The organism is Ruegeria sp. CJ6 (assembly GCF_056536665.1).
In genome coordinates, this window is the sequence record NZ_JBQFQB010000001.1 from 611,189 (window position 1) to 631,587 (window position 20,399).

At 57.4% G+C, this 20,399-nt stretch carries 17 protein-coding genes, 1 tRNA gene and 1 pseudogene; 7 read left to right on the plus strand and 12 right to left on the minus strand.

The genetic code is table 11. The features are described from left to right. Positions 1–69: 69 nt before the first annotated feature. From ACR0BT_RS03100 to ACR0BT_RS03115, 4 genes are all read right to left on the minus strand, one after another. Positions 70–741, minus strand: coding sequence for a nucleoside/nucleotide kinase family protein (locus tag ACR0BT_RS03100; protein ID WP_480762510.1), 672 nt, complete (start codon positions 739–741; stop codon positions 70–72). Then, on the minus strand, positions 738–1,520 hold the full coding sequence (locus ACR0BT_RS03105; protein ID WP_170402609.1) for an ATP-binding cassette domain-containing protein: 783 nt from the start codon (positions 1,518–1,520) through the stop codon (positions 738–740). The genes ACR0BT_RS03100 and ACR0BT_RS03105 overlap by 4 nt, the downstream gene beginning before the upstream one ends. Then, complete coding sequence (locus tag ACR0BT_RS03110) at positions 1,520–2,590, minus strand: ABC transporter permease (protein ID WP_170392953.1); 1,071 nt, start codon at positions 2,588–2,590, stop codon at positions 1,520–1,522. The genes ACR0BT_RS03105 and ACR0BT_RS03110 overlap by 1 nt, the downstream gene beginning before the upstream one ends. 117 nt (positions 2,591–2,707) lie before the next feature. Continuing rightward, a complete protein-coding gene (locus ACR0BT_RS03115; protein WP_170392952.1) occupies positions 2,708–3,727 on the minus strand; it encodes a sugar ABC transporter substrate-binding protein in 1,020 nt (339 codons plus the stop codon). Between the two features lie 186 nt (positions 3,728–3,913). Between ACR0BT_RS03115 and ACR0BT_RS03120 the strand changes: the two are divergent. The 3 genes and pseudogenes from ACR0BT_RS03120 to ACR0BT_RS03130 form a co-directional block, all read left to right on the plus strand. Beyond that, positions 3,914–4,099, plus strand: a pseudogene (locus tag ACR0BT_RS03120) (winged helix-turn-helix domain-containing protein); the annotation flags it as partial. 57 nt (positions 4,100–4,156) lie between these two features. Next, positions 4,157–5,113 carry an ROK family protein gene (locus tag ACR0BT_RS03125; RefSeq protein ID WP_480762684.1) on the plus strand — a complete coding sequence of 319 codons (957 nt, stop codon included), beginning with the start codon at positions 4,157–4,159 and terminating at the stop codon, positions 5,111–5,113. A 348-nt stretch (positions 5,114–5,461) separates the two neighbouring features. After that, positions 5,462–5,536: transfer RNA gene (locus tag ACR0BT_RS03130), tRNA-Asn, on the plus strand. Between the two features lie 18 nt (positions 5,537–5,554). Here ACR0BT_RS03130 and ACR0BT_RS03135 read toward each other — a convergent pair. From ACR0BT_RS03135 to zwf, 4 genes are all read right to left on the minus strand, one after another. Next, a complete protein-coding gene (locus tag ACR0BT_RS03135; protein ID WP_480762511.1) occupies positions 5,555–7,174 on the minus strand; it encodes a long-chain-fatty-acid--CoA ligase in 1,620 nt (539 codons plus the stop codon). Positions 7,175–7,280: 106 nt separating this feature from the next. After that, complete coding sequence (gene pgi, locus ACR0BT_RS03140; protein ID WP_170406019.1) at positions 7,281–8,891, minus strand: glucose-6-phosphate isomerase; 1,611 nt, start codon at positions 8,889–8,891, stop codon at positions 7,281–7,283. 5 nt (positions 8,892–8,896) lie between these two features. Next, a complete protein-coding gene (pgl, locus tag ACR0BT_RS03145) occupies positions 8,897–9,568 on the minus strand; it encodes a 6-phosphogluconolactonase (protein ID WP_170396937.1) in 672 nt (223 codons plus the stop codon). Further along, positions 9,565–11,019 (minus strand): glucose-6-phosphate dehydrogenase, encoded by a 1,455-nt coding sequence (gene zwf / locus ACR0BT_RS03150; RefSeq protein ID WP_170732317.1) that lies wholly within the window; start codon positions 11,017–11,019, stop codon positions 9,565–9,567. The genes pgl and zwf overlap by 4 nt, the downstream gene beginning before the upstream one ends. Before the next feature lie 163 nt (positions 11,020–11,182). On the opposite strand from zwf, the gene ACR0BT_RS03155 reads away from it, so the two are divergent. After that, positions 11,183–12,136: a radical SAM protein gene (locus tag ACR0BT_RS03155; protein ID WP_480762512.1), complete on the plus strand. Its 954-nt coding sequence runs from the start codon at positions 11,183–11,185 to the stop codon at positions 12,134–12,136. 3 nt (positions 12,137–12,139) lie between these two features. Here the strand turns inward: ACR0BT_RS03155 and ACR0BT_RS03160 are convergent, their stop codons facing one another. Next, complete coding sequence (locus tag ACR0BT_RS03160; RefSeq protein WP_039535770.1) at positions 12,140–12,409, minus strand: usg protein; 270 nt, start codon at positions 12,407–12,409, stop codon at positions 12,140–12,142. Between the two features lie 194 nt (positions 12,410–12,603). On the opposite strand from ACR0BT_RS03160, the gene gyrA reads away from it, so the two are divergent. Beyond that, the gene (gyrA, locus tag ACR0BT_RS03165; protein WP_480762513.1) at positions 12,604–15,327 is read left to right on the plus strand and encodes a DNA gyrase subunit A; all 2,724 of its coding nucleotides are present in this window, start codon (positions 12,604–12,606) and stop codon (positions 15,325–15,327) included. Positions 15,328–15,453: 126 nt separating this feature from the next. Beyond that, a complete protein-coding gene (trhA, locus tag ACR0BT_RS03170) occupies positions 15,454–16,122 on the plus strand; it encodes a PAQR family membrane homeostasis protein TrhA (RefSeq protein WP_480762514.1) in 669 nt (222 codons plus the stop codon). Between the two features lie 23 nt (positions 16,123–16,145). Here the strand turns inward: trhA and ACR0BT_RS03175 are convergent, their stop codons facing one another. From ACR0BT_RS03175 to ACR0BT_RS03185, 3 genes are read right to left on the minus strand one after another with little or no spacing between them, the layout of a single operon-like run. Next, complete coding sequence (locus ACR0BT_RS03175) at positions 16,146–17,615, minus strand: carboxypeptidase M32 (RefSeq protein ID WP_480762515.1); 1,470 nt, start codon at positions 17,613–17,615, stop codon at positions 16,146–16,148. Between the two features lie 4 nt (positions 17,616–17,619). After that, positions 17,620–18,765, minus strand: a complete 1,146-nt coding sequence (gene ctaA / locus ACR0BT_RS03180; protein WP_480762516.1) for a heme A synthase — start codon at positions 18,763–18,765, stop codon at positions 17,620–17,622. A gap of 59 nt (positions 18,766–18,824) precedes the next feature. Beyond that, complete coding sequence (locus ACR0BT_RS03185; RefSeq protein ID WP_170396917.1) at positions 18,825–19,568, minus strand: RNA methyltransferase; 744 nt, start codon at positions 19,566–19,568, stop codon at positions 18,825–18,827. A gap of 164 nt (positions 19,569–19,732) precedes the next feature. On the opposite strand from ACR0BT_RS03185, the gene ACR0BT_RS03190 reads away from it, so the two are divergent. Then, positions 19,733–20,353: a thiamine phosphate synthase gene (locus ACR0BT_RS03190; protein WP_170626905.1), complete on the plus strand. Its 621-nt coding sequence runs from the start codon at positions 19,733–19,735 to the stop codon at positions 20,351–20,353. The last annotated feature ends 46 nt before the right edge of the window (positions 20,354–20,399 follow it).

Genomic DNA, 20,399 nt, shown 5'->3' on the forward strand with positions numbered 1-20,399 from the left:
TGACTTGGGTTGCACCTGAGGCTGCCTAGAGGCACTGCATCAAGGGTTGGCTGAAGCCAGTGCGCAGATTCAGAATGCGTTGCGCATCCCGAATTCAGTGTAGTTCTGGCTCAGTATAAGATCGGCTTTCCGGCTATCACGGATGACACGTTCAGCGTTTGGCAGATCGTTCGCTATTGCGCGTTGCAGCGCGGTTTGCGGGTCAAAGCCATGGCTGATCCAGCGGTTTTGCAGCCTGTTTTCAAGCTCTTCCAAAGTTGGGCTGATAAAAACCGTTGCGGCATAGACATCCGTCAGGTTTCTCCACGGGTCGCTGTCCATCAGAAGATAGTTACCCTCAACGACGACGACCGGAGTTGCCGGGTGAACCGCAATGGCGTTGGCAATAGCGAGGTCCATTGTGCGGTCGAATTTGGGATGAAAGGACTCGTGGCGCGTAAATTGAAGCTCTCTGATTGCAGCGCAAAACCCGACCCCGTCGAAAGTCTCTGGCGCGCCTTTTCTCGCCAGCAATCCACGCGTTTCCAGCACGCAGTTGTCCAAATGGTAACCATCCATTGGTACAAGTGTGGCTGACGGAACCGCCGAGCTCTGTTGCGTGTTCAGCGATTGCACAACGCCTTCCGCTAAGGTCGACTTTCCGGATGCAGGGGGGCCGGCGATTGCGATAATCGTCCGGACTCCAACTTGCCGCCGGGAGGAGATCAGGTCGCAAACGCGCTTTACGTCCTGCTCGATCACGCTGCGTCCTCTTTTGGGGGTTCCTTGGCACCGGTCATGAAGGCGACTGCATCGGACATCGTGTAATCCTTGGGATCAATTGTGCAGAGCCTTTTGCCCAACCGATGCACATGAATGCGGTCGGCAACCTCAAAAACATGAGGCATGTTGTGGCTGATCAGGATGATCGGAATACCACGCGCCCGCACGTCCTGGATCAGCTCAAGCACCTTGCGGCTTTCCTTAACCCCCAAAGCAGCGGTCGGTTCATCCATGATGATAAACTTGGTTGCAAAGGCAGCGGCACGAGCAACGGCAACACCTTGGCGTTGGCCACCAGAAAGAGTCTCAACCGCCTGATTGATCGACTGTACAGTCATCAGCCCAAGCTCGGTCAGTTTTTCTCGGGCAAACTTCTCCATCGCTGGACGGTCAAGCTTACGCATGTATTTGCCCATGAACCCCTGCTTGCGGATTTCGCGCCCCATGAACATGTTGTCCGCAATCGAAAGGGCAGGAGACATGGCGAGCTGCTGATAGACAATCTCAATCCCCATATTCCGCGCATCGATCGGAGAGGTGAAGTTAACCTTTTTGCCCTCGATCAGAATCTCGCCTTCATCCGGGATTGTGGCGCCGCAGATCGCCTTCACGATGGATGATTTGCCCGCGCCGTTATCTCCGATCACTGCCAGGATTTCCCCCTGGCGCAGTTCAAAGTCGGAATGGTCGATGGCGGTAACGTGGCCATAACGCTTTACGATCCCGCGGCCTTGGACGACTGGAGTTGAGTCTGACATTAGCCCGATACCTTTCTAATCCACTGGTCGACGGCAACCGCAGCGATAATGAGAAGTCCGATAAGTAAGAAGGTCCATTGTGCGTCTGCGCCCAGAAGCCTAAGCCCCAAAGTGAACACGCCAACAATCAGCGCACCAAACAGCGATCCCAGGATGGATCCCCGCCCGCCGAACAAAGAGATGCCCCCGATCACAACCGCGGTGATGCTTTCGATATTGGCCAATTGACCGGATGTAGGTGAAACCGACCCGATGCGTCCGATCAAAGCCCAGCCCGCAAAGGCACAGATCAAACCGGATAACATATAAACGGACATCAGCGTTCTGTGCACGTTCACACCGGATAGTTCAGCCGCCTCAGGGTCATCCCCCACTGCATAGACATGCCGGCCCCAGGCCGTGTGTTTGAGCGCGTAAGCCAACACGAAAATCAGAACGAGCATGAATATCACGCCGACCGTAAAGGTCGCGCCACCGATGCTGAATTTGGTACCAAAAAATTGCAGGAACGGGGCGTTGGCCTCGATATCCTGACTGCGAATTGTTTCGTTTGCGGAATACAGGAAGTTTGTCGCCAAAACGATCTGCCACATGCCGAGCGTGACAATAAAGGGCGGCAGCTTTACGCGACTGACCAGCCAGCCATTGAGAGCCCCGATCAGCGTACCCATTGCCAGCCCGCACATCACAGCAATGGGCACGGGGATACCGTAGCGGAAGGTGAACTGACCCATGATGACGGATGAAAACACCATGATCGCACCGACGCTCAAGTCGATGCCGGCGGTCAGAATGACAAGGCTTTGCGCTGCGGCCACGATGCCCACGATCTGAACTTGCTGCAAGATCAGCGTCATCGCAAAGGGGGAGAAGAACTTGGACCCCAGCAGCAGACCGAAAATTACGATGGCGCCGACCAGAACGATCAACGGCACAAAGGAAGGGTTGACATGGAGAAGATGCTGCAACTTCCCCAGAACACCACGCCGGTGATCTTCAAATTCCGCTACGGTTTCTGACGCGTTGGCGGCGGTTTCGAATTCCTGGGCGTTTTGGTTTGCTTCAGACATCTCTCCCCCTTTTCGTGGCTGGCATCGCGTCCACGAAATCAGTTTACAGGAAGTTTAGGTTTGCTGGTGAAAGGATTGATGAGGCGCTGCGGCGCGCCTCACCTTGTAGGGCTGCCTTTAGCCCCAGCAGAGATCCAAGCCTTCTGCGACAGACAGCGACTCGACCCCATCAACCGGCTGGTCGGTGATGAGCGCCACGCCCGTGTCATAGAAGTCTTTGCCGGGTGTGTTTTCCGGCTTCACGCCCTCTTCGGCCCATTTTTTCACGGCCTCAACCCCAAGCGAGGCCATCAACAGCGGGTATTGTTGGCTTGTCGCCCCGATCACACCGGCTTCGACGTTTTGAACGCCGGGGCACCCCCCGTCAACCGAAACGATCAGTACGTCGTTTTCACGCCCGATGGATTTCAGCGCCTCATATGCGCCCGCAGCAGCCGGTTCGTTGATCGTGTGAACAACGTTGATGGATGAATCCTTAGCCAGAAGATTTTCCATCGCGCGGCGCCCGCCTTCTTCATTACCGTCGGTCACGTCACTGCCAACCAGCCGCGCATCGGTTTCGTCTCCGATGACATTTGGGTCCGCCAAGTCCACGCCGAACCCGTCGAGGAAACCCTGATTGCGCAGAACGTCCACTGTCGGCTGACTGACGTTCAGATCCAGCGTCGCGATCTTGGCATCGGCCGCGGCGTCGCCCATTTTGGCCTTAGCCCATTGACCGATCAGCAGACCGGCCTTGTAGTTGTCCGTCGCGAATGTCGCATCCGCCGAGTCAATCGGGCTAAGCGGCGTATCCAGCGCAATGACCAGAACGCCTGCATCTCGCGCCTGTTTAACCGCAGGAACGATCGAGCTAGTGTCGGATGCCGTCAGCAGAATGCCTTTTGCGCCATCGAGAATACATGTCTCGATAGCCTGAACCTGAGTTTCATGGTCGCCATCGACCTTGCCGGCAAACGCCTTGAGCGTCATGCCCAGCTCTTCTGCCTTGGCGGTCGCACCTTCCTTCATCTTAACGAAAAAGGGGTTGGTGTCGGTCTTGGTAATCAGGCAGACGGTTTCACCAGCCGCTTGCGCGGATGCAGCGGCCAAAGTCAGCGCAGTCGCGGATGCGGCGAGCTTGAGTAGATTTCTCATGTTGTCCTCCCAGAAAATTGTTGTGGCCCCGCGCGGAATAGCGACAAGGCGGGCCTCCATCCTCCAATGAAGGTCCCGTTCAAGAAACCGTGATTCTAGCCTCTGTGTCAATAAATAAATAAAGTTTATTTATTAATTTGCCCACATATCTTTTCATAAGAAAACAAGGTGTTTATGTTTAAGGTTATGGAAAGAGAGGCGTTGAAAATACTAACCGGCGGGGTAAGCCAAAGCGGTGTTCGTGATCATAACGAACGCCTCATTCTGACGGTTTTACAACGGCATGGACCTGCTGCCGGGGCGGACGTCGCGCGGCTGACGGGCCTGTCACCCCAGACCGTGTCGATCATTCTGCGTAAGCTCGAAAAGGACGAGATTCTCAAACGTGGGACGCCGTTGAAGGGCAAAGTTGGGAAACCTTCGATCCCCATGGAGCTCAATCCCGAAGGCATTCTGTCGGTGGGAATGAAGATCGGTCGCCGCAGCGCCGATCTTCTTTTGATCGACTTCACCGGTAAGCCACGCCAACAGCTCTCGACGACTTATGACTACCCGCTACCCGAAGCAGTGTTCGGGTTTCTGGAGGTAGGATTGGAAGAGCTTCTGGCCAATGAACCCCAGAAACTTCGGGACCGTGTATGCGGGATTGGAATCGGAACACCGTTCGAGCTGTGGAAGTGGCACGACCTTTCTGGGCTTGCGGCTCGGAGATTCAGGTCCTGGAGAAACGTGAACTTCTTTTCCGAGGTGGCCAAGTTCAGCGAACTGCCGGTCTTTGTGGTCAATGATGCTACTGCCGCGTGTCACGCGGAGCACCTCTATGGCCGCGGGGCTGAGTATCGAGACTATTTTTATTTCTTCATAGGCTCAATGATTGGCGGAGGCGTTGCATTGAATGGCACCGTATTTGAGGGCAACCAAGGCAATGCCGGTGCCTTGGGTGCCATGCGAACGACGGGTCCTTTGGGTGAAAGCCAACAACTGATTGACACTGCATCGCTGTTCCTGCTCGAGGACAGGTTGATAGAAGCGGGTGTTGATCCGGGAATTTTGTGGAAAAAGCCGCAGGACTGGAGCAGCATTTCGCGCTATGTCGAACCATGGATCGGTACCACCGCGCAGGAACTGGCCAAAGCTGCGCTGTCTATTTGCGCGGTCATCGACTTTGAGGCAATTTTTATCGACGGCGCATTCCCATCTGAAATACGGGAGGAGTTGGTCTCACGGGTTCGTCGTTACCTAGTCAACCAAGATAAACGCGGTTTGATTCCTCCGGTTGTAGAAGCTGCGGCTGTTGGGGAAAACGCACGCGGGATTGGGGCGGCAAGCAGCCCGATTTTCCGCCAGTTTCTATTGAACACTAATGCTGGGCTTTCTGGGATGTAGTCGAAATTCATAGGGGGGCAGTCTTAATCAAGTAAGAACCGCTCCTACTCAATTTGGGGGCCTTAGAACGGCCGCTCTGACTCAACTGCAGGTAGCCATCCAATTGGGTAACAGTGCACTGCTTTAGGCCGCCTCGAAAGCGGCCGACGTCGGCTTTCTGCGCATTGATGTCATTGGAGCATCGCGCAGCATTGGTCGAAGCGGGCTCAAATAGGCCGTTGGCTACGCTATTAGGGAAGGTCCACACTGAGTCGCCTCCGAATTAGATGAGAGGCCGTGCACTTCACCCACAAAAAAACGTTTTTGCATCTGGACCTCCACTTTACCTGTTGATACACGCCCCTCAGTTCCGGCGTAGCTCAGCGGTAGAGCAGTTGACTGTTAATCAATTGGTCGTAGGTTCGATCCCTACCGCCGGAGCCATTCTTCCCAGACTGGCACTTATCCCATCAGCGCATCACTGAAATCCGAGCGCAACGTGCGCTTCAGGACCTTTCCAGTCGCATTCAGGGGCAAGGCGTCGACGAACACGACCTTGTCGGGCACCTGCCATTTGGCGATTTTGCCGTCGAAGAATGCCAACAAATCTTGCTCGGTCGGTTCTTCGCCCTCGGCCTTCACTGCTACTAAAAGCGGGCGTTCGTCCCATTTCGGATGCGGCACGCCCACAACGGCAGCCGTCGCTAGTTGAGGGTGTGCGACCGCGATATTCTCCAACTCGACAGAGCTGATCCATTCACCCCCCGATTTGATGATGTCCTTCGATCGGTCGCGGATGGTCATGTACCCATCCGGGTCCAGTGTGGCAACGTCGCCAGTCGTGAACCAGCCATCCTGCAACAAGGCCTCATCCTGCATGTGGAAGTAGCTGTCTAGCACCCAATGGCCGCGCACCATCAGATCGCCCTGCGTTTCACCGTCATGGGGAAGATCTCTGCCATCATCATCGACGATTTTTAGTTCAACCCCAAAGGGCGGGCGGCCTTGGTTTTCGCGCAGCTTGTGCTGTGCTTCCATGGGCATGTCCAGATGTTTGGCCATCGGATAATTCGTCGTGCCCAGCGGGCTCATTTCGCTCATGCCCCAGGCGTGGACGGTATCGACGCCATAAGTTTCGCGGAACGTTTCAATCATTGAGGGCGGGCATGCCGCACCACCGATTACAGTACGATTGAGGCTTTTCAACTTAGTCCCGCATGTCGCGGCATGGGCCAGCAGACCTTGCCAAATGGTCGGTACGCCCATCGCCAGCGTGACGCCATATGTGTCGATCAGATTGACCAATGCCTCGCCATGCAATCCCGGCCCCGGCATCACCATTCGCGAACCAGACATAGCGCTGGCATAGGGCGAGCCCCAAGCGTTGACGTGGAACATTGGCACCACCGGCATCACCACATCCATGGCGGAATAGCCGATTACGTCGCGCGTGTTCGACGCGAAGCTGTGCAGAACTGTAGAGCGGTGGGAATAGAGAACGCCTTTGGGGTTCCCAGTGGTACCCGAAGTATAACAGAGGCTGGAGGCAGTGTTTTCATCAAAGCTGGGCCACGCATAGTCTGTATCACCGGTTTCAATGAGCTCGTCATAAAAAACCAACCCCGGCACCTGAGACAGCGCATCCTCGTCCCGCGCACCCATCAGCACATAGTACTGCACCTCGGTCAGATGCTCTTGCAGCGCGGCGACTAATGGCAGGAAAGTCGCATCGAAGAACAGGACCCGGTCCTGCGCGTGGTTGATGATATAAGTTAGTTGTTCGGGAAACAGACGCGGGTTGATCGTGTGGCAGACAAAGCCCGCGCCGGACACTGCATAGTAGATCTCAAGGTGGCGGCGGTTATTCCAGGCCAGCGTGCCCACGCGATCCTGCGGTTGCAGCCCCAGTTTCTCTAACGCCGAAGCCATCCGTCGGGCGTTCTGCGCGATCCCGGACCAGTTGGTCTCGGTCACGGTTCCGTCGGTTTCGACCGAGATGATCTCGGTCTGCCCGTGATAACGTTCAGCATGTTCAATCAGCGACGAAATCAGCAAAGGCTGCGTCATCATCTGTCCCAGCATGGACATTCCTCCCATCGTCAGCGCTTGGCCGCGCCGTTATGTCTTGGCAACAACCCTGCCAAGAATTCAATTGTCTGACAATAAGAGAGTGCGGCAGGGTGCCGCGTCAACCGCGATGTCGCAATGCGTATCCAACCAGCGCCGAGGTCGAGCCATCTTTGCCATCGGCGCTGACCTCACCGTCCACGATCGGTCCCAGAGACGTTGCCAGTTCCTTGCCCAGCTCAACACCCCACTGATCGAACGAGTTGATTCCAAGCAGCACGCCTTCGACAAACACACGGTGTTCATAAAGCGCAATGATTTGACCCAGCACAAACGGAGTAAGCTGCGGATAGATCAGCGTGGTTGACGGGCGGTCGCCCGAAAACACACGATGGCGTGCCTGACGCTCCAACTCGTCGCCTGTAAGGCCCTTTTCGGCCATGCGTGCGCGTGCAACATCCAGCGACCGACCCCGCATTAGTGCTTCGGACTGGGCCAAGCAATTGGCCAATAGAAGGCGATGATGATGGGCCAGTTCCGGCTCATGCCCGTTTGCCGCCACCATGAATTCGCAGGGGATCACATCGGTGCCCTGATGGATCAACTGATAAAATGCATGCTGCCCATTTGTGCCGGGTTCGCCCCAGACAACCGGACCTGAAGGCATGGTCAGCGCGCTGCCATCCATCGCGACAGATTTACCGTTCGATTCCATCTCAAGCTGTTGGAAATAGGCAGGCAGGCGCAGCAGACGCTGATCATATGGCAGAACTGCGCGGCTGGCATGCCCAAGCACCTGACGATGCCAGACCCCCACAAGCGCCAGCATAACTGGCAGATTTTCTGCCCATTCGGCGGATTGAAAGTGCAGATCCATCGCCTGACCACCCCGTAGAAACGCGTCAAACGCGTTCGAGCCAACGGCGATCATTACCGGCAGTCCGACCGGCCCCCAGACCGAGTACCGCCCGCCGACCCAATCCGCGAAGCCAAACACCCGCGACTCGGGAATCCCGAAGGCCTGAGTCTTGTCAACAGCGCTGGAGACCGCTGCGAATTGCCGCGCCGGATCACCACCACCATCGACCATCCAAGCCCGCGCCGTGCGTGCATTGGTCATCGTCTCGATGGTCGTAAAGGTCTTCGAAGCGACAATCACCAGAGTCCGTGTCGGATCAAGCGGGCGCAGCGTATCCGCAATATGCGCACCATCCACGTTTGAGACATAATGCAGCCTTGGCCCGTCGTGATAAGGTGCCAAGGCATGCGTCGCCATCACCGGCCCAAGGTCCGAGCCGCCGATGCCAATGTTGACCACATCCGTAAAGCTGCCCCCTGCCCCTTTGATCGCCCCGCCACGCACTTCTTCGGCAAAGACGCGCATTCGCTGCAAAGTGCCCAGTACGTCCGGCATTACATCCTGACCATCGACCTCGACCGGGCCTCCGTCGAGATTGCGTAGCGCGGTATGCAATACAGCCCGGCCTTCGGTTTCGTTGATCTTTTCACCGGAGAACATCGCGGCCCGACGCTCTGCCAATTCGACTTGATCGCAAAGCTGGATCAGTGCCGCGCGGATATCTTCGTCGATTTGTGTCTTCGAATAGTCAAACAGCAGATCTCCGGTCGAAGCAGAGAAACCCTGCGCCCGGTTTGGATCGGCGTCAAACAGATCGAGTATCCGACGGCCCGTCTGTGTGGCTGCGAGTGAGTTCAATTGATCCAGCTGCATCGTGATTACTCCGCCCAATGTACGGTCATGCCGCTGAGCACGGCCGCGATCGGAGCTTCCTCGGGTGGCAGTGACATGGCACGATCCAGGGCATTCCGTTTAGTTTCTCCGAATATGACGAGATGCTTGGACAAAGCGCCGTCCAGAACCGGACCCGTCAGCGTGATACGCGCTTCGGGCTGCACATCGGTCCGCGCTACCGCCAGTGTCGGGGCGTTGTTGTTCAGAGCAGCAGACAAGCCCTGCATCCCCGGAAAGAGCGAGGCGGTGTGCATGTCCTCACCCATACCTAGCACCAGAACCGATAGCGGCAGATGCGGGTTAATCAGGCTTTCGATCTCGGGCAAAACCGCCTCAGGCTCATGTTCCGCAACATAGAGCGGCATGTATTGTGCAATGGATGCGCGACTGGTCAGCAACCGTTCCCGGATCAACCTCTCGTTCGAACGCTCGTGATCACCCGGCACGCATCTTTCATCGGTCGGCAGTATGTGCACACGATCCCATTCCAGATCAGCAGCGCACAATCCATCAAAGATCGGCCCCGGTGTGGTTCCGCCCGGAACGGCCAACGAGACAGTATCATGATGTAGCAATGCGGCCTCAAGATCTCCGGCCAATGCATTCGCGACATCAATCGCCAGCATGTCGCGATCGGCGTATTCTTTGATATTCATGGATTTATTCCTTGCCAGCGGCGGTGGTCTCGTTTCATCAGCAACTCGGCGTCGCCCGGGCCGGTGCTGCCGTTTTCATAGGGTTTGGGAACATCACCGCGCGCCTCCCAGCCCGCGATAATCGGATCGGTCCAGGCCCATGCGGCTTCTACTTCATCGCCGCGCATGAACAGGGTTTGGTTGCCGCGAATGACATCCATCACCAGCCGCTCATAAGCGTCGGGTGGGTCCTGGTTTTCAGGCCCTAGCGCTTCGGCAAAGCTCATGTCCAGCGGAACGTCAACCAGACGCATGCCTCCCTGCCCCGGCTCTTTGATTGTCACTTTCAAAGTGATGCCTTCATTGGGCTGCAACCGGATCGACAGAGCATTCGCATGACGCCCGGCCTCTTCGCCAAAAATCGAATGCGGAGCATCCTTGAACATCACATTGATGACCGAGGACCGCGCCACCAGCTCTTTGCCCGTGCGCAGATAGAACGGTGTGCCCGCCCAACGCCAATTGCTGATATGCGCGCGCAATGCGATGTAGCTTTCCGTCGTTGACCTTTGATTGCCGACAACTTCACGATACCCCCGGCCATCGGCACCGCCTGCAAACTGACCTCGTACGATATGGTGCGGCTCAACCGAATCCAACGCGCGTATGACCTTGAGTTTCTCATCGCGCACCGCGTCCGGATCAAATTTCGCGGGTGGTTCCATCGCGATCAGACACAAAAGCTGCATCAGATGGTTCTGCATCATGTCGCGCATGGCGCCGGCGCGCTCGTAATATTCTTCACGACCGTCAATGCCGACGGTCTCGGCCACAGTGATCTGAATGTGATCGACATACTGGCTGTTCCAAAGCGGTTCGAATAGCATGTTGCCGAACCGAACGGCCATCAGATTCTGAACGGTTTCCTTACCCAGATAATGATCGATCCGATAGATTTGCCCTTCGTCAAAATGCGCCGCCAGTGTCGCATTCAACGCGCGTGCACTTTCCAGATCGTGCCCAAAAGGCTTTTCGACGACGATACGGGTTTGCGGGGTGGCCAGATTGTGCGCCCTGATCTGTTCGGCCAGCGGGCCAAACAAACGGGGGCCTACCGAGAAATAGAAGGCCCTGATACGATCCGCATTCAGCATTTCGGCCAACTGGGCCCAACCATCTTCGGACAATGCGTCAAGCGGGACATACTCCACGCGCTGCAGAAAACCGTTCACAGCCTCCTGATCATTTGCCCGCTTCGGTGCGTGCTGGCGCAACGATTCGGCCACCATCTCGCGAAAGCCATCAACGGTCAGAGCGCCCCGCGCTGCGCCGATGATCCGGGTGGCCTCGGGCCACTGCCCGGCGCAGTAACGCCGAAACAGGGCCGGAACGATCTTGCGCTGTGCCAGATCGCCGGTTCCGCCGAATATGACCAGATCAAATGGGTCAACAGGTATGACACGAGAAACCATGGCTTTTCCTTACCTTGCCGCTTGGGGCATGTCCAATGTTAGCGCAACCAATCAGCAACTTTCTTCCCACATCAAAACTCTGTCAGCGAGGGGTAGATACTCTTAACTAAACCGGCACAAACGGTTAAGTCGGTTTGGCACAAGCACAGAACCGGATGCCGGAATGAAAGACAACGCCCTACAGGCTGCGAATATCGGGAAGTTTCAGAACAGTTTAGTGACCGCAGACGGGCAAACGCGCGCGTCCGTCGCGCTGACTCGTCCCGAAACCCTTTGGTTCAACACCGGAACGCTGTGCAACATCGAGTGCGTAAACTGCTATATCGCCAGCAGCCCAACCAACGATGCTCTGGTTTACATCACCGCCGACGAAGTCCGCGACTATCTGGATCAGATCGAACAGCGCCAATGGCCGATCCGCGAGATAGGCTTTACAGGTGGTGAGCCCTTCATGAACCCCGAGATGATCGAGATGACGCGCGTTGCGCTAGAGCGCGGGTACGAAGTTTTGATCCTGACCAATGCAATGCGGCCGATGATGCGCCGCAAAATGCGCGAGGGTTTACTGGAATTACAGCGCGACTACGCAGAAAAACTGACGCTGCGTGTCTCCGTCGACCACTACCGCCCCGATCTGCATGACGAAGAACGCGGCAAAGGCAGTTTTGCCAAAACTCTGACGGGGATGGAGTGGTTGCGGGATAACGGCTTTAGGATGGCAATTGCCGGGCGCACAGTCTGGGGGGATAGCGACGCTGAAAGCCGCGCGGGGTATGCAGCATTCTTTGCCAAGCACGGCTTTGACATTGATGCGCAAAATCCGGGCCAAACAGTTTTGTTTCCCGAGATGGACGAAACAGTTGAAGTTCCTGAAATTACAACCGCTTGCTGGGGCATCCTGGACAAATCCCCCGATGCGGTGATGTGCGCCAGCTCGCGTATGGTTGTCAAACGCAAAGGCGCCGAGCGCCCGGTAGTGCTGGCCTGTACGCTGCTGCCTTATTCACCGGAGTTTGAATTGGGCGAAACCCTTGAAGAGGCCGAGGCCGACGTGCATCTGAACCACCCGCACTGCGCCAAATTCTGTGTATTGGGCGGCGCGAGCTGCTCGGCCTGAGGGCTAATTTACCCGAAACTCACCCACCATGTTGCGCCATTCCCCAGGCGCGATCATTTTACGGTGCGTGAACCTGACCGAGTGCAGCGGACCTTCAATCTCTTTCTGCCAGAATTCTACGAATTCGAACAGCTTCGGATGGTCCGGAGCAAGGTCGTAATCCTGCCAAATAAACGTGTTCAGTACGTGAATATAGTCGGGCATGTGGTAGAAAAATTCCGCCGTGGTCAGCCCGTACCCCTTAAGCATGAGTTCAGTTTCACTTTGCGCCATGCAGACCTCCAATCTTGTTACAAGGTCTACTCAGAGTAACACGGAACTGTCCTAATACTTAGATAACAATATGTTACTCAGGTGTTACCGACCTAATTTGGCCGGGGAACGGTTGCTTGCTTGCACCTTATATGCCGGGTCTGATAAAGTGTATCCACAAGATATAGATCAAGAACAAGACACGGGCAGCCTACGTGAGCGATACGCCAGAAATCCCTGAAAACATGGACGAAACCCCGCCCGAGCGCCCCGTTTATGACGGCCCGACGGTATCCATCGAATCCGAAATGCGCACGTCCTATCTGGACTATGCGATGTCGGTCATTGTCAGCCGTGCGATCCCCGATCTGCGCGATGGGCTGAAACCGGTGCATCGGCGTATTCTCTACGCGATGCATGAGACCGGGAACACTCATGACAAGTCCTATCGCAAGTCGGCCCGTCCGGTTGGTGACGTGATGGGTAAGTACCACCCGCATGGTGATAGTGCGATCTATGACGCGCTGGTGCGGATGGCGCAGGATTTCTCGATGTCGCTGCCGCTGTTGGACGGTCAGGGCAACTTTGGCTCAATGGACGGCGATAACCCGGCGGCGATGCGTTACACCGAAGTACGGATGGACAAACCCGCCGCCGCGCTGCTGGCAGATATCGAAAAAGAGACGGTTGATTTTCAGGACAACTACGACGGCAAGGACAAGGAACCGACCGTCCTGCCCGCCCGTTTCCCAAACATGCTGGTCAATGGTGCTGGCGGTATCGCCGTGGGTATGGCCACGAACATCCCGCCGCATAATCTGGGTGAAGTGGTCGACGCCACGCTTGCGCTGATCGACGATCCGGATTTGACGTCCGAGCAACTGATCGAATACGTCCCCGGCCCCGATTTCCCGACCGGTGGCGTCATGCTGGGCCGGTCCGGTGCGCGCAAAGCCTATCTGGAGGGCCGTGGCAGCGTCATCATCCGGGCCAAGACCCGCGTAGAAGAGCTGCGCAAGGATCGGTACGCCATCGTTGTCGACGAGATCCCCTATCAGGTGAACAAAGCCTCGATGATCGAAAAGATCGCCGAAGCCGTGCGTGAAAAACGCATCGAAGGCGTCAGCCACGTACAGGACGAATCCGACCGCAATGGTGTGCGTGTCGTGGTCGAACTGAAACGCGATGCAACGCCCGAAGTGGTTCTGAATCAGCTCTACCGCTTCTCGCCGATGCAGACCTCATTTGGTTGCAACATGCTGGCGTTGAACGGTGGTCGACCCGAACAGCTGACCCTGCGCCGCTTCCTGACCTCGTTCATCGACTTCCGCGAAGATGTTGTTGCCCGCCGCACAGCCTATGACTTGCGCAAGGCGCGTGAGCGTAGTCACATCCTGTGTGGTCTGGCCGTGGCCGTTTCGAATGTTGACGAAGTGGTTGCCACGATCCGCTCGTCAGCAGACGCCGCTGAAGCGCGCGAGAAACTGATGACGCGCCGCTGGCCTGCATCCGAGATCGAAGGCTATCTACGCCTGATCGACGATCCGCTGTCCAAGATGAATGACGACGGCACCTATAACCTGACCGAGGTACAGGCCCGCGCCATTCTCGAACTGCGGCTGCAGCGTCTGACCCAACTGGGTGTCAAGGAAGTCACGGACGAACTGGAAGAACTGGCCGACAAGATCAAGGAATACTTGGATATTCTGTCTTCGCGTGAGCGCATCATGGGCATCATCGCCGATGAGCTACGCAGCGTGCGCGAGCAGTTCGCCGTCGACCGCCGCACCGAGATCGTTGACTGGTCCGGTGATATGGAAGACGAAGACTTGATCGAACGCGAAGATATGGTCGTGACTGTCACCTCAGGCGGCTACATCAAACGGACCCCGCTGGCCGATTTCCGGGCGCAAAAGCGTGGCGGCAAAGGCCTGTCGGGTATGCAGACCAAGGAAGAGGATGTTGTCACCAATCTCTTCGTGGCGAACACGCATACGCAACTGCTGTTCTTCACCACCGAAGGCATGGTCTACAAGCTCAAGACCTGGCGTCTGCCGCAATCCAGCCGGACCGGTAAGGGCAAGGCGATCATCAACATCCTGCCGATCCCGACCGGTGTCTCGATCGCGGCGATCATGCCCGTGGATGTGCCGGATGAAGAGTGGGAGAACCTGCAAATCGTCTTCGCCACCAGTGCAGGTGATGTCCGCCGCAATCGTCTGTCAGATTTCACGAACGTTCGCCGCAATGGCAAGATCGCAATGAAACTGCCCGAGGATGTGGAACTGGTAAACGCCCGCATCTGTTCAGAAGATGAAGACGTGATGCTGGTCACCAATTCGGGCCGTGCGATCCGCTTCCGGACCACTGATGTACGTGTCTTCAACTCACGCGAATCTACCGGTGTGCGCGGCATCAGGCTGAGCAATGGCGACCGTGTCGTCTCGATGTCCGTAGTTCGCCATTTCGAGGCCGACCCGGACGAGCGCGCCGCCTACCTCAAGATGCGCCGCGCAGTCGCGGGCATTGCGGATGACGGCGAAACGGACGAGGACGAAGCCGCGCCTGGCAGTATCACGCAGGAACGCTATGCCGAGATGTCGGCAGCCGAGAACCTGATCTTGACCATCACGTCGGGCGGCGCGGGCAAGCTGAGCTCCAGTCACGACTACCCTGTCCGCGGTCGCGGTGGCATGGGCGTTGCAGCCATGGACAAAGCCATGCGCGGCGGCGAACTGGTTGCCTCCTTCCCCGTAGAAATCGACGATCAGATCATGCTGGCTACCTCGAAGGGCCAATCGATCCGGGTGCCGGTCGAGGGCATCTCGTTCCGCTCCCGCAGCGCGGGTGGTGTGCGTGTATTCAACACCGGTAAAGGCGAAGAAGTCGTCAGTGTGGCCTGGATCGCCGACCAGGGTGACGAAGAAGCCGAGGAATAACAAAGCACTACAGAAGTGTAACAAAACGCCCGTATTGCGGGCGTTTTTGTTACTCAGGGTCACGTTCCTGCCAACGGCACGAGGGTGGGCTTGCCCCAGCAGACCCGGCACGCCTAGCATTTCGATATGTGGTCATTCGCCCATATCCGACCTGCCTACAGCCGTGCTGAGCGAATAAGTGACGGTGTTGTTCATGTGCTGGGTGTTTCTTCGGCGGTGATCGCAGCGCCTATGCTGATCATCATGACAGTCTTCTATCGGTCAGACCCGGCGGCGGTTTTGGGCGCCTCGATCTATGGAATAACTCTGGTTTTGATGCTGACGTTCTCGGCGCTCTACAACATGATAGAGCATGATGAGTGGGCAGAGTTTCTGCGCCGCCTTGATCACTCGGGTATCTACGTGAAGATCGCAGGAACTTATACGCCGTTCCTGCTGCTCTCGGCTTCGCAACCTCCGGGGCTTTTGCTGGGGCTGTGGTCTTCTGCGACGCTGGGCTCTGTTCTGAAGATGATCGACCCGAACCGCTTCCGCTGGTTTGGGCTGGCGCTGTATCTTCTGATGGGATGGGCCGCGGTTTGGGCCGGACAATCCATGTTGGCCGAACTCTCACCCCTTACCCTTACTTTGATGATCGCCGGAGGCCTCATCTATACCGCAGGCGTGGTATTCTACCTTCTGGACTGGCTGCCCTACCACAACACCATCTGGCACGTGTTTGTATTGGCAGGAAGCGGCCTTTTCTTCGCCGCTGTTGCCTTGCGTATCGAAATGCTACCGTCAGGGCCAATGTAACGCCGGAGCGCCACGAGCACGCCTCAAAGCCCGTACAACGCCCCGAACTTCTGCTCCAGATAAGCCAACAGCGGCTCCGGCCCTGGTTTCACCCCACTGGCGCGCTGAATGATTTCGCGGGGCGCGTACAGTCCTCCATGCTGCTGCACATGCTCTCGAAGCCAACCGGTCGCCCCGGAAGTATCGCCAGCTGCCAACTGCCCCTCAAGTCCGGGAATTGCCGCGCGCAGTGTTTGATACAGGCATCCCGCATAGACATTACCCAGCGAATAGGTCGGGAAATAGCCAAACAGGCCAACCGACCAGTGTACGTCCTGCAAGCATCCATTCGAGGGCTTGTCGACCGCATAACCAAAATCTGCTTTGAAGCGGTTGTTCCAGGCGGCTTCAAGGTCGCCGACCTGCAAGTCACCGGCCATCAGTGCGCGTTCCAAATCAAACCGCAGCATGATGTGCAGATTGTACTGCACCTCATCCGCCTCGGTCCGGATATAGCCGTTGTGGACGCGGTTGACGGTGGCATAGAACGCATCTGCATCGGCGATGCCAAAATCACCGAACGCCTCTTTCATCTGGTCAAACAGCCATCCGGTAAAGGCGCGCGAGCGGCCCAGCTGGTTTTCGTAAATCCGGCTTTGGCTTTCATGCACACCCATCGACACACCACGTCCCAGCGGGGTCAGCAGGTAATCGCGGTCGATGCCCTGCTCATAGGCGGCGTGTCCAACCTCGTGAATGGTCGAGTAAAAGCAGTTGAACGGATCGGTCTCGCTGGTGCGGGTGGTGATCCGAACGTCCAGCCCACTGCCCGAGCTGAACGGATGCACCGCTTTGTCGACGCGGCCATTGTTGAGGTCATAGCCGAATGTCGTGGCCAGTTTCTGCGTCAGGCGCATCTGGGTCAGTTCGTCAAAGCTGCCGGTCAGCGCGACAGGTTCCGGGCGATCCAGAACGGCGGCGCGAAGAGCCACCAGACGTGGGCGCATTTCGTCAAAGATCGCGGCGATCTGAGCGCCGGTTGTGTAGGGCTCGTAATCCTCGACCATCGCGTCATAAACGTCGCCACCCTGTGCCAGCGCTTCACCTTCTTGCCGTTTCAGCGAGACAACTTCTTCCAGCACCGGCAGGAAGGCTGAGACATCTTCGTCCGCTCGCGCCTGGGCCCATGTGCCCTGCGCGGCGGATGTCACGCGGGCAATCGCCGTCGCCAGATCGGCGGGCACCTTCACCGCGCGGTCATAGGCGCGGCGTATCTCACGCAGTTGTGCCTTGCCGACCTCATCTTGCGGTGCGGCCTGCTCCAACCATTCGGCAACGCGAGGGTCAGAGCGGCGAGCATGCAATACAGCCTCGATCGCTGCCATTTCCTCGGCCCGTTGCGGCGCGGCACCGCGCGGCATCACCGTTTCCTGGTCCCAGCCGAGCCTACCGGCAATCTGGCCCAGGGCCGAGGTTTCGCGCTGAAAGGCCATCAGGTCATTGTATGCTGTCATGGGATCATGCTCCGCGCACAGATGTTGCGATAGGGTAAGCTGTCAGGAAGCGGGCGCGCAGGATCAGTGTCCAGACGACCACGGCCATGAACTGGTGGAAAATGGCAATCTGCCAAGGTGCCGCATAGACGACTGTGATGATGCCCACGACCACTTGCAGTGACAAAGCCGCGAACATGGCGTTGAAGGCAAAGCGGGTCTGTGGGTGCGCGCTGCTGCCACCGCGCCGCCAGACTATGATGGCGAAAATAAACAGCAGATAGCCGACGCAACGGTGGATAAACTGCACCAGACCGGGACTTTCAAAGAAGTTACGCCACATCGGTTCCAGCATGGCCGCATCGGGCGGCAGCAACTGACCGCCAATCAGGGGCCAGTCAGTGTAGGACCTCCCCGCGTCGATCCCGGCCACCAGCGCACCGATGAGGATTTGCAGGAAGGTGAAGTGCAGCAGTCCGGTCGATATCGAGAAAAGCTTAGCCTCTTTCGCGCGGCGGGCCTGCATCAGGTCGCGTTCGTCACGGCCAAGTTCAAAGATGTACCAGGCAAGAAAGCCGAGGATCACGAAGGCCAAGCCAAGATGCGTTGCCAGACGATAGCTGGCAACGGCGGTCATGCCTTCACCCTGTGTGACGCCCGAGGCGACCATCCACCAGCCTACAGCACCCTGAACACCGCCAAGCAGGCCGGGGATCAGCAGCTTACTAGCCCATCCTGTCGGAATTTTGCGAGCCACAAGGAAACCGATAAATCCAACGGCCCAAACCAATCCAATCACGCGGCCCAACTGGCGATGGCCCCATTCCCACCAATAGATGGTTTTGAAATCATCCAGCTCCATCCATTGGTTCTGAATGCGCCACTGGTCAATCTGCTTGTATTTGTCGAATTCGGCTTGCCAGTCGGCGGCGTTCATCGGTGGGATCGCACCCGTAATAGGTCGCCATTCGGTGATCGATAGTCCACTGTCGGTCAGCCGCGTGAGCCCGCCCACGGCAATCATGATCACGACCAGCGCGAACAGGATCATCAGCCAAACCCGGATCGCGGCCCGCGCACCGCCACGCCCCCGGTCGATCATACCGGGTTGGACGGCCTGTTGTTTTTCGCTGTCCGAGACCTCTTCGAAGATGCTGCGCTTACCGCTCATGCTGTCCTCATGTCCTGATTTCGTCGCAAGCTATGGTTTGGCGGAAGATAGGTCCAGCCTCAGCTTTTGTCTTTCCAGCGGACCATCTGCCGCATGATCCCGTGAAGCATCTGTACATCGGCCCGTGTCATCCGCATCCGCGACCACAGATTGCGCAGGTTCACCTTCATTCCTTCGGCTTTTTCCGGCGGATAAAAGAACCCGGCCTGTTCCAGACGGTCCTCATAATGCTCGACCAACTTTTCAACCTCGATCCCGGTCGCCCAATCGCCCTTGCCCAGATCAGTTGCCTCATGCACGACATCCCCGGTCTGGCGCATCCATTCATAGGCGGTCAGCAGAACGCACTGCCCGAGGTTCAACGACGCATATTCCGGATTCACTGGCACCGAGATAATCGCATTGGCCTTGGCAATATCTTCGTTTTCAAGCCCTGCCCGTTCCGGGCCAAATAGAACAGCGACCTTTTCGCCCGCCGCCACTTTCTGCGATGCAAGCTGCATTGCGCGCTCCGGGCTATAGACAGGCTTGGTCAACCCACGTTGCCGCGCTGTGGTGGCGAAGACAAAGGTGGTGTCCTCCAGCGCGCCCGCCAGATCGTCAAATAACTGCGCCTCATCCAAAAGCCGCCCGGCCCCGCTGGACATCGCCACCGCCTTGGGGTTGGGCCAGCCGTCGCGCGGTGCCACGATCCGCATCCGATCCAGCCCAAAGTTCCACATCGCCCGCGCGGCAGCACCGATGTTCTCACCCATCTGAGGGCGCACCAGAACAAAAGACGGCTGTGATGTATCGCTGGGCATGGCTAACTCCGAAAAACTCCGCTTGCTCTAATGGCCGCATGGGTCGAGGGCAAGTCGGCCCGGCGTCTTCTGTTCGCAAAAGGGTACGTAGCCGGCATAAAAGTTTGCTTCCCCCGCGCAATCCGCTAAACCGCGCGAAAGATGACAAACCCGAAGGACGCGCCATGGACACCCCCGAGCAGCCGCAGATTTACCTGATCACGCCTCCGACCATCGCGCTGAGTACATTCCCTGATCAATTGGGCCACGTATTGGACGGGTCTGAAATTGCATGTATCCGCCTCGCCTTGGCTGGAAGCGACGAAGATACCATCGCGCGCGCCGCCGATGCTTGCCGCGAAGTTGCGCATGCGCGCGATGTGGCCATCGTGATTTCCAACCATGTATTGCTGGCGCAGCGGTTGGGTCTGGACGGGGTGCATCTGGATGACGGCGCGCGGTCTGTCAGGGCAGCCCGTAAGGAGCTGGGCGCGGATGCGATTGTCGGCAGTTTTTGCGGGTCTTCCAGCCATGACGGGATGACTGCTGGTGAAAGTGGCGCGGATTACGTGGCCTTTGGCCCGGTTGGTTCCGCCACGCTGGGCGATGGTACTCAGGCCGAAAAGGACCTGTTCCAATGGTGGTCCGAAATGATCGAGGTTCCCGTCGTGGCCGAGGGCGGCCTGACGTCCGATCTGATCCGAGACCTCACCCCCTGCACCGATTTCTTCGGCATCGGAGAGGAAATCTGGTCGCAAGATAACCCGTTGGAGGCGCTGAACTCTCTGATTGCCGCAATGCGCTGAGGGATACGAGCGTTAACCCTTGCACCCGCGTCGGGGCTGCGGCATG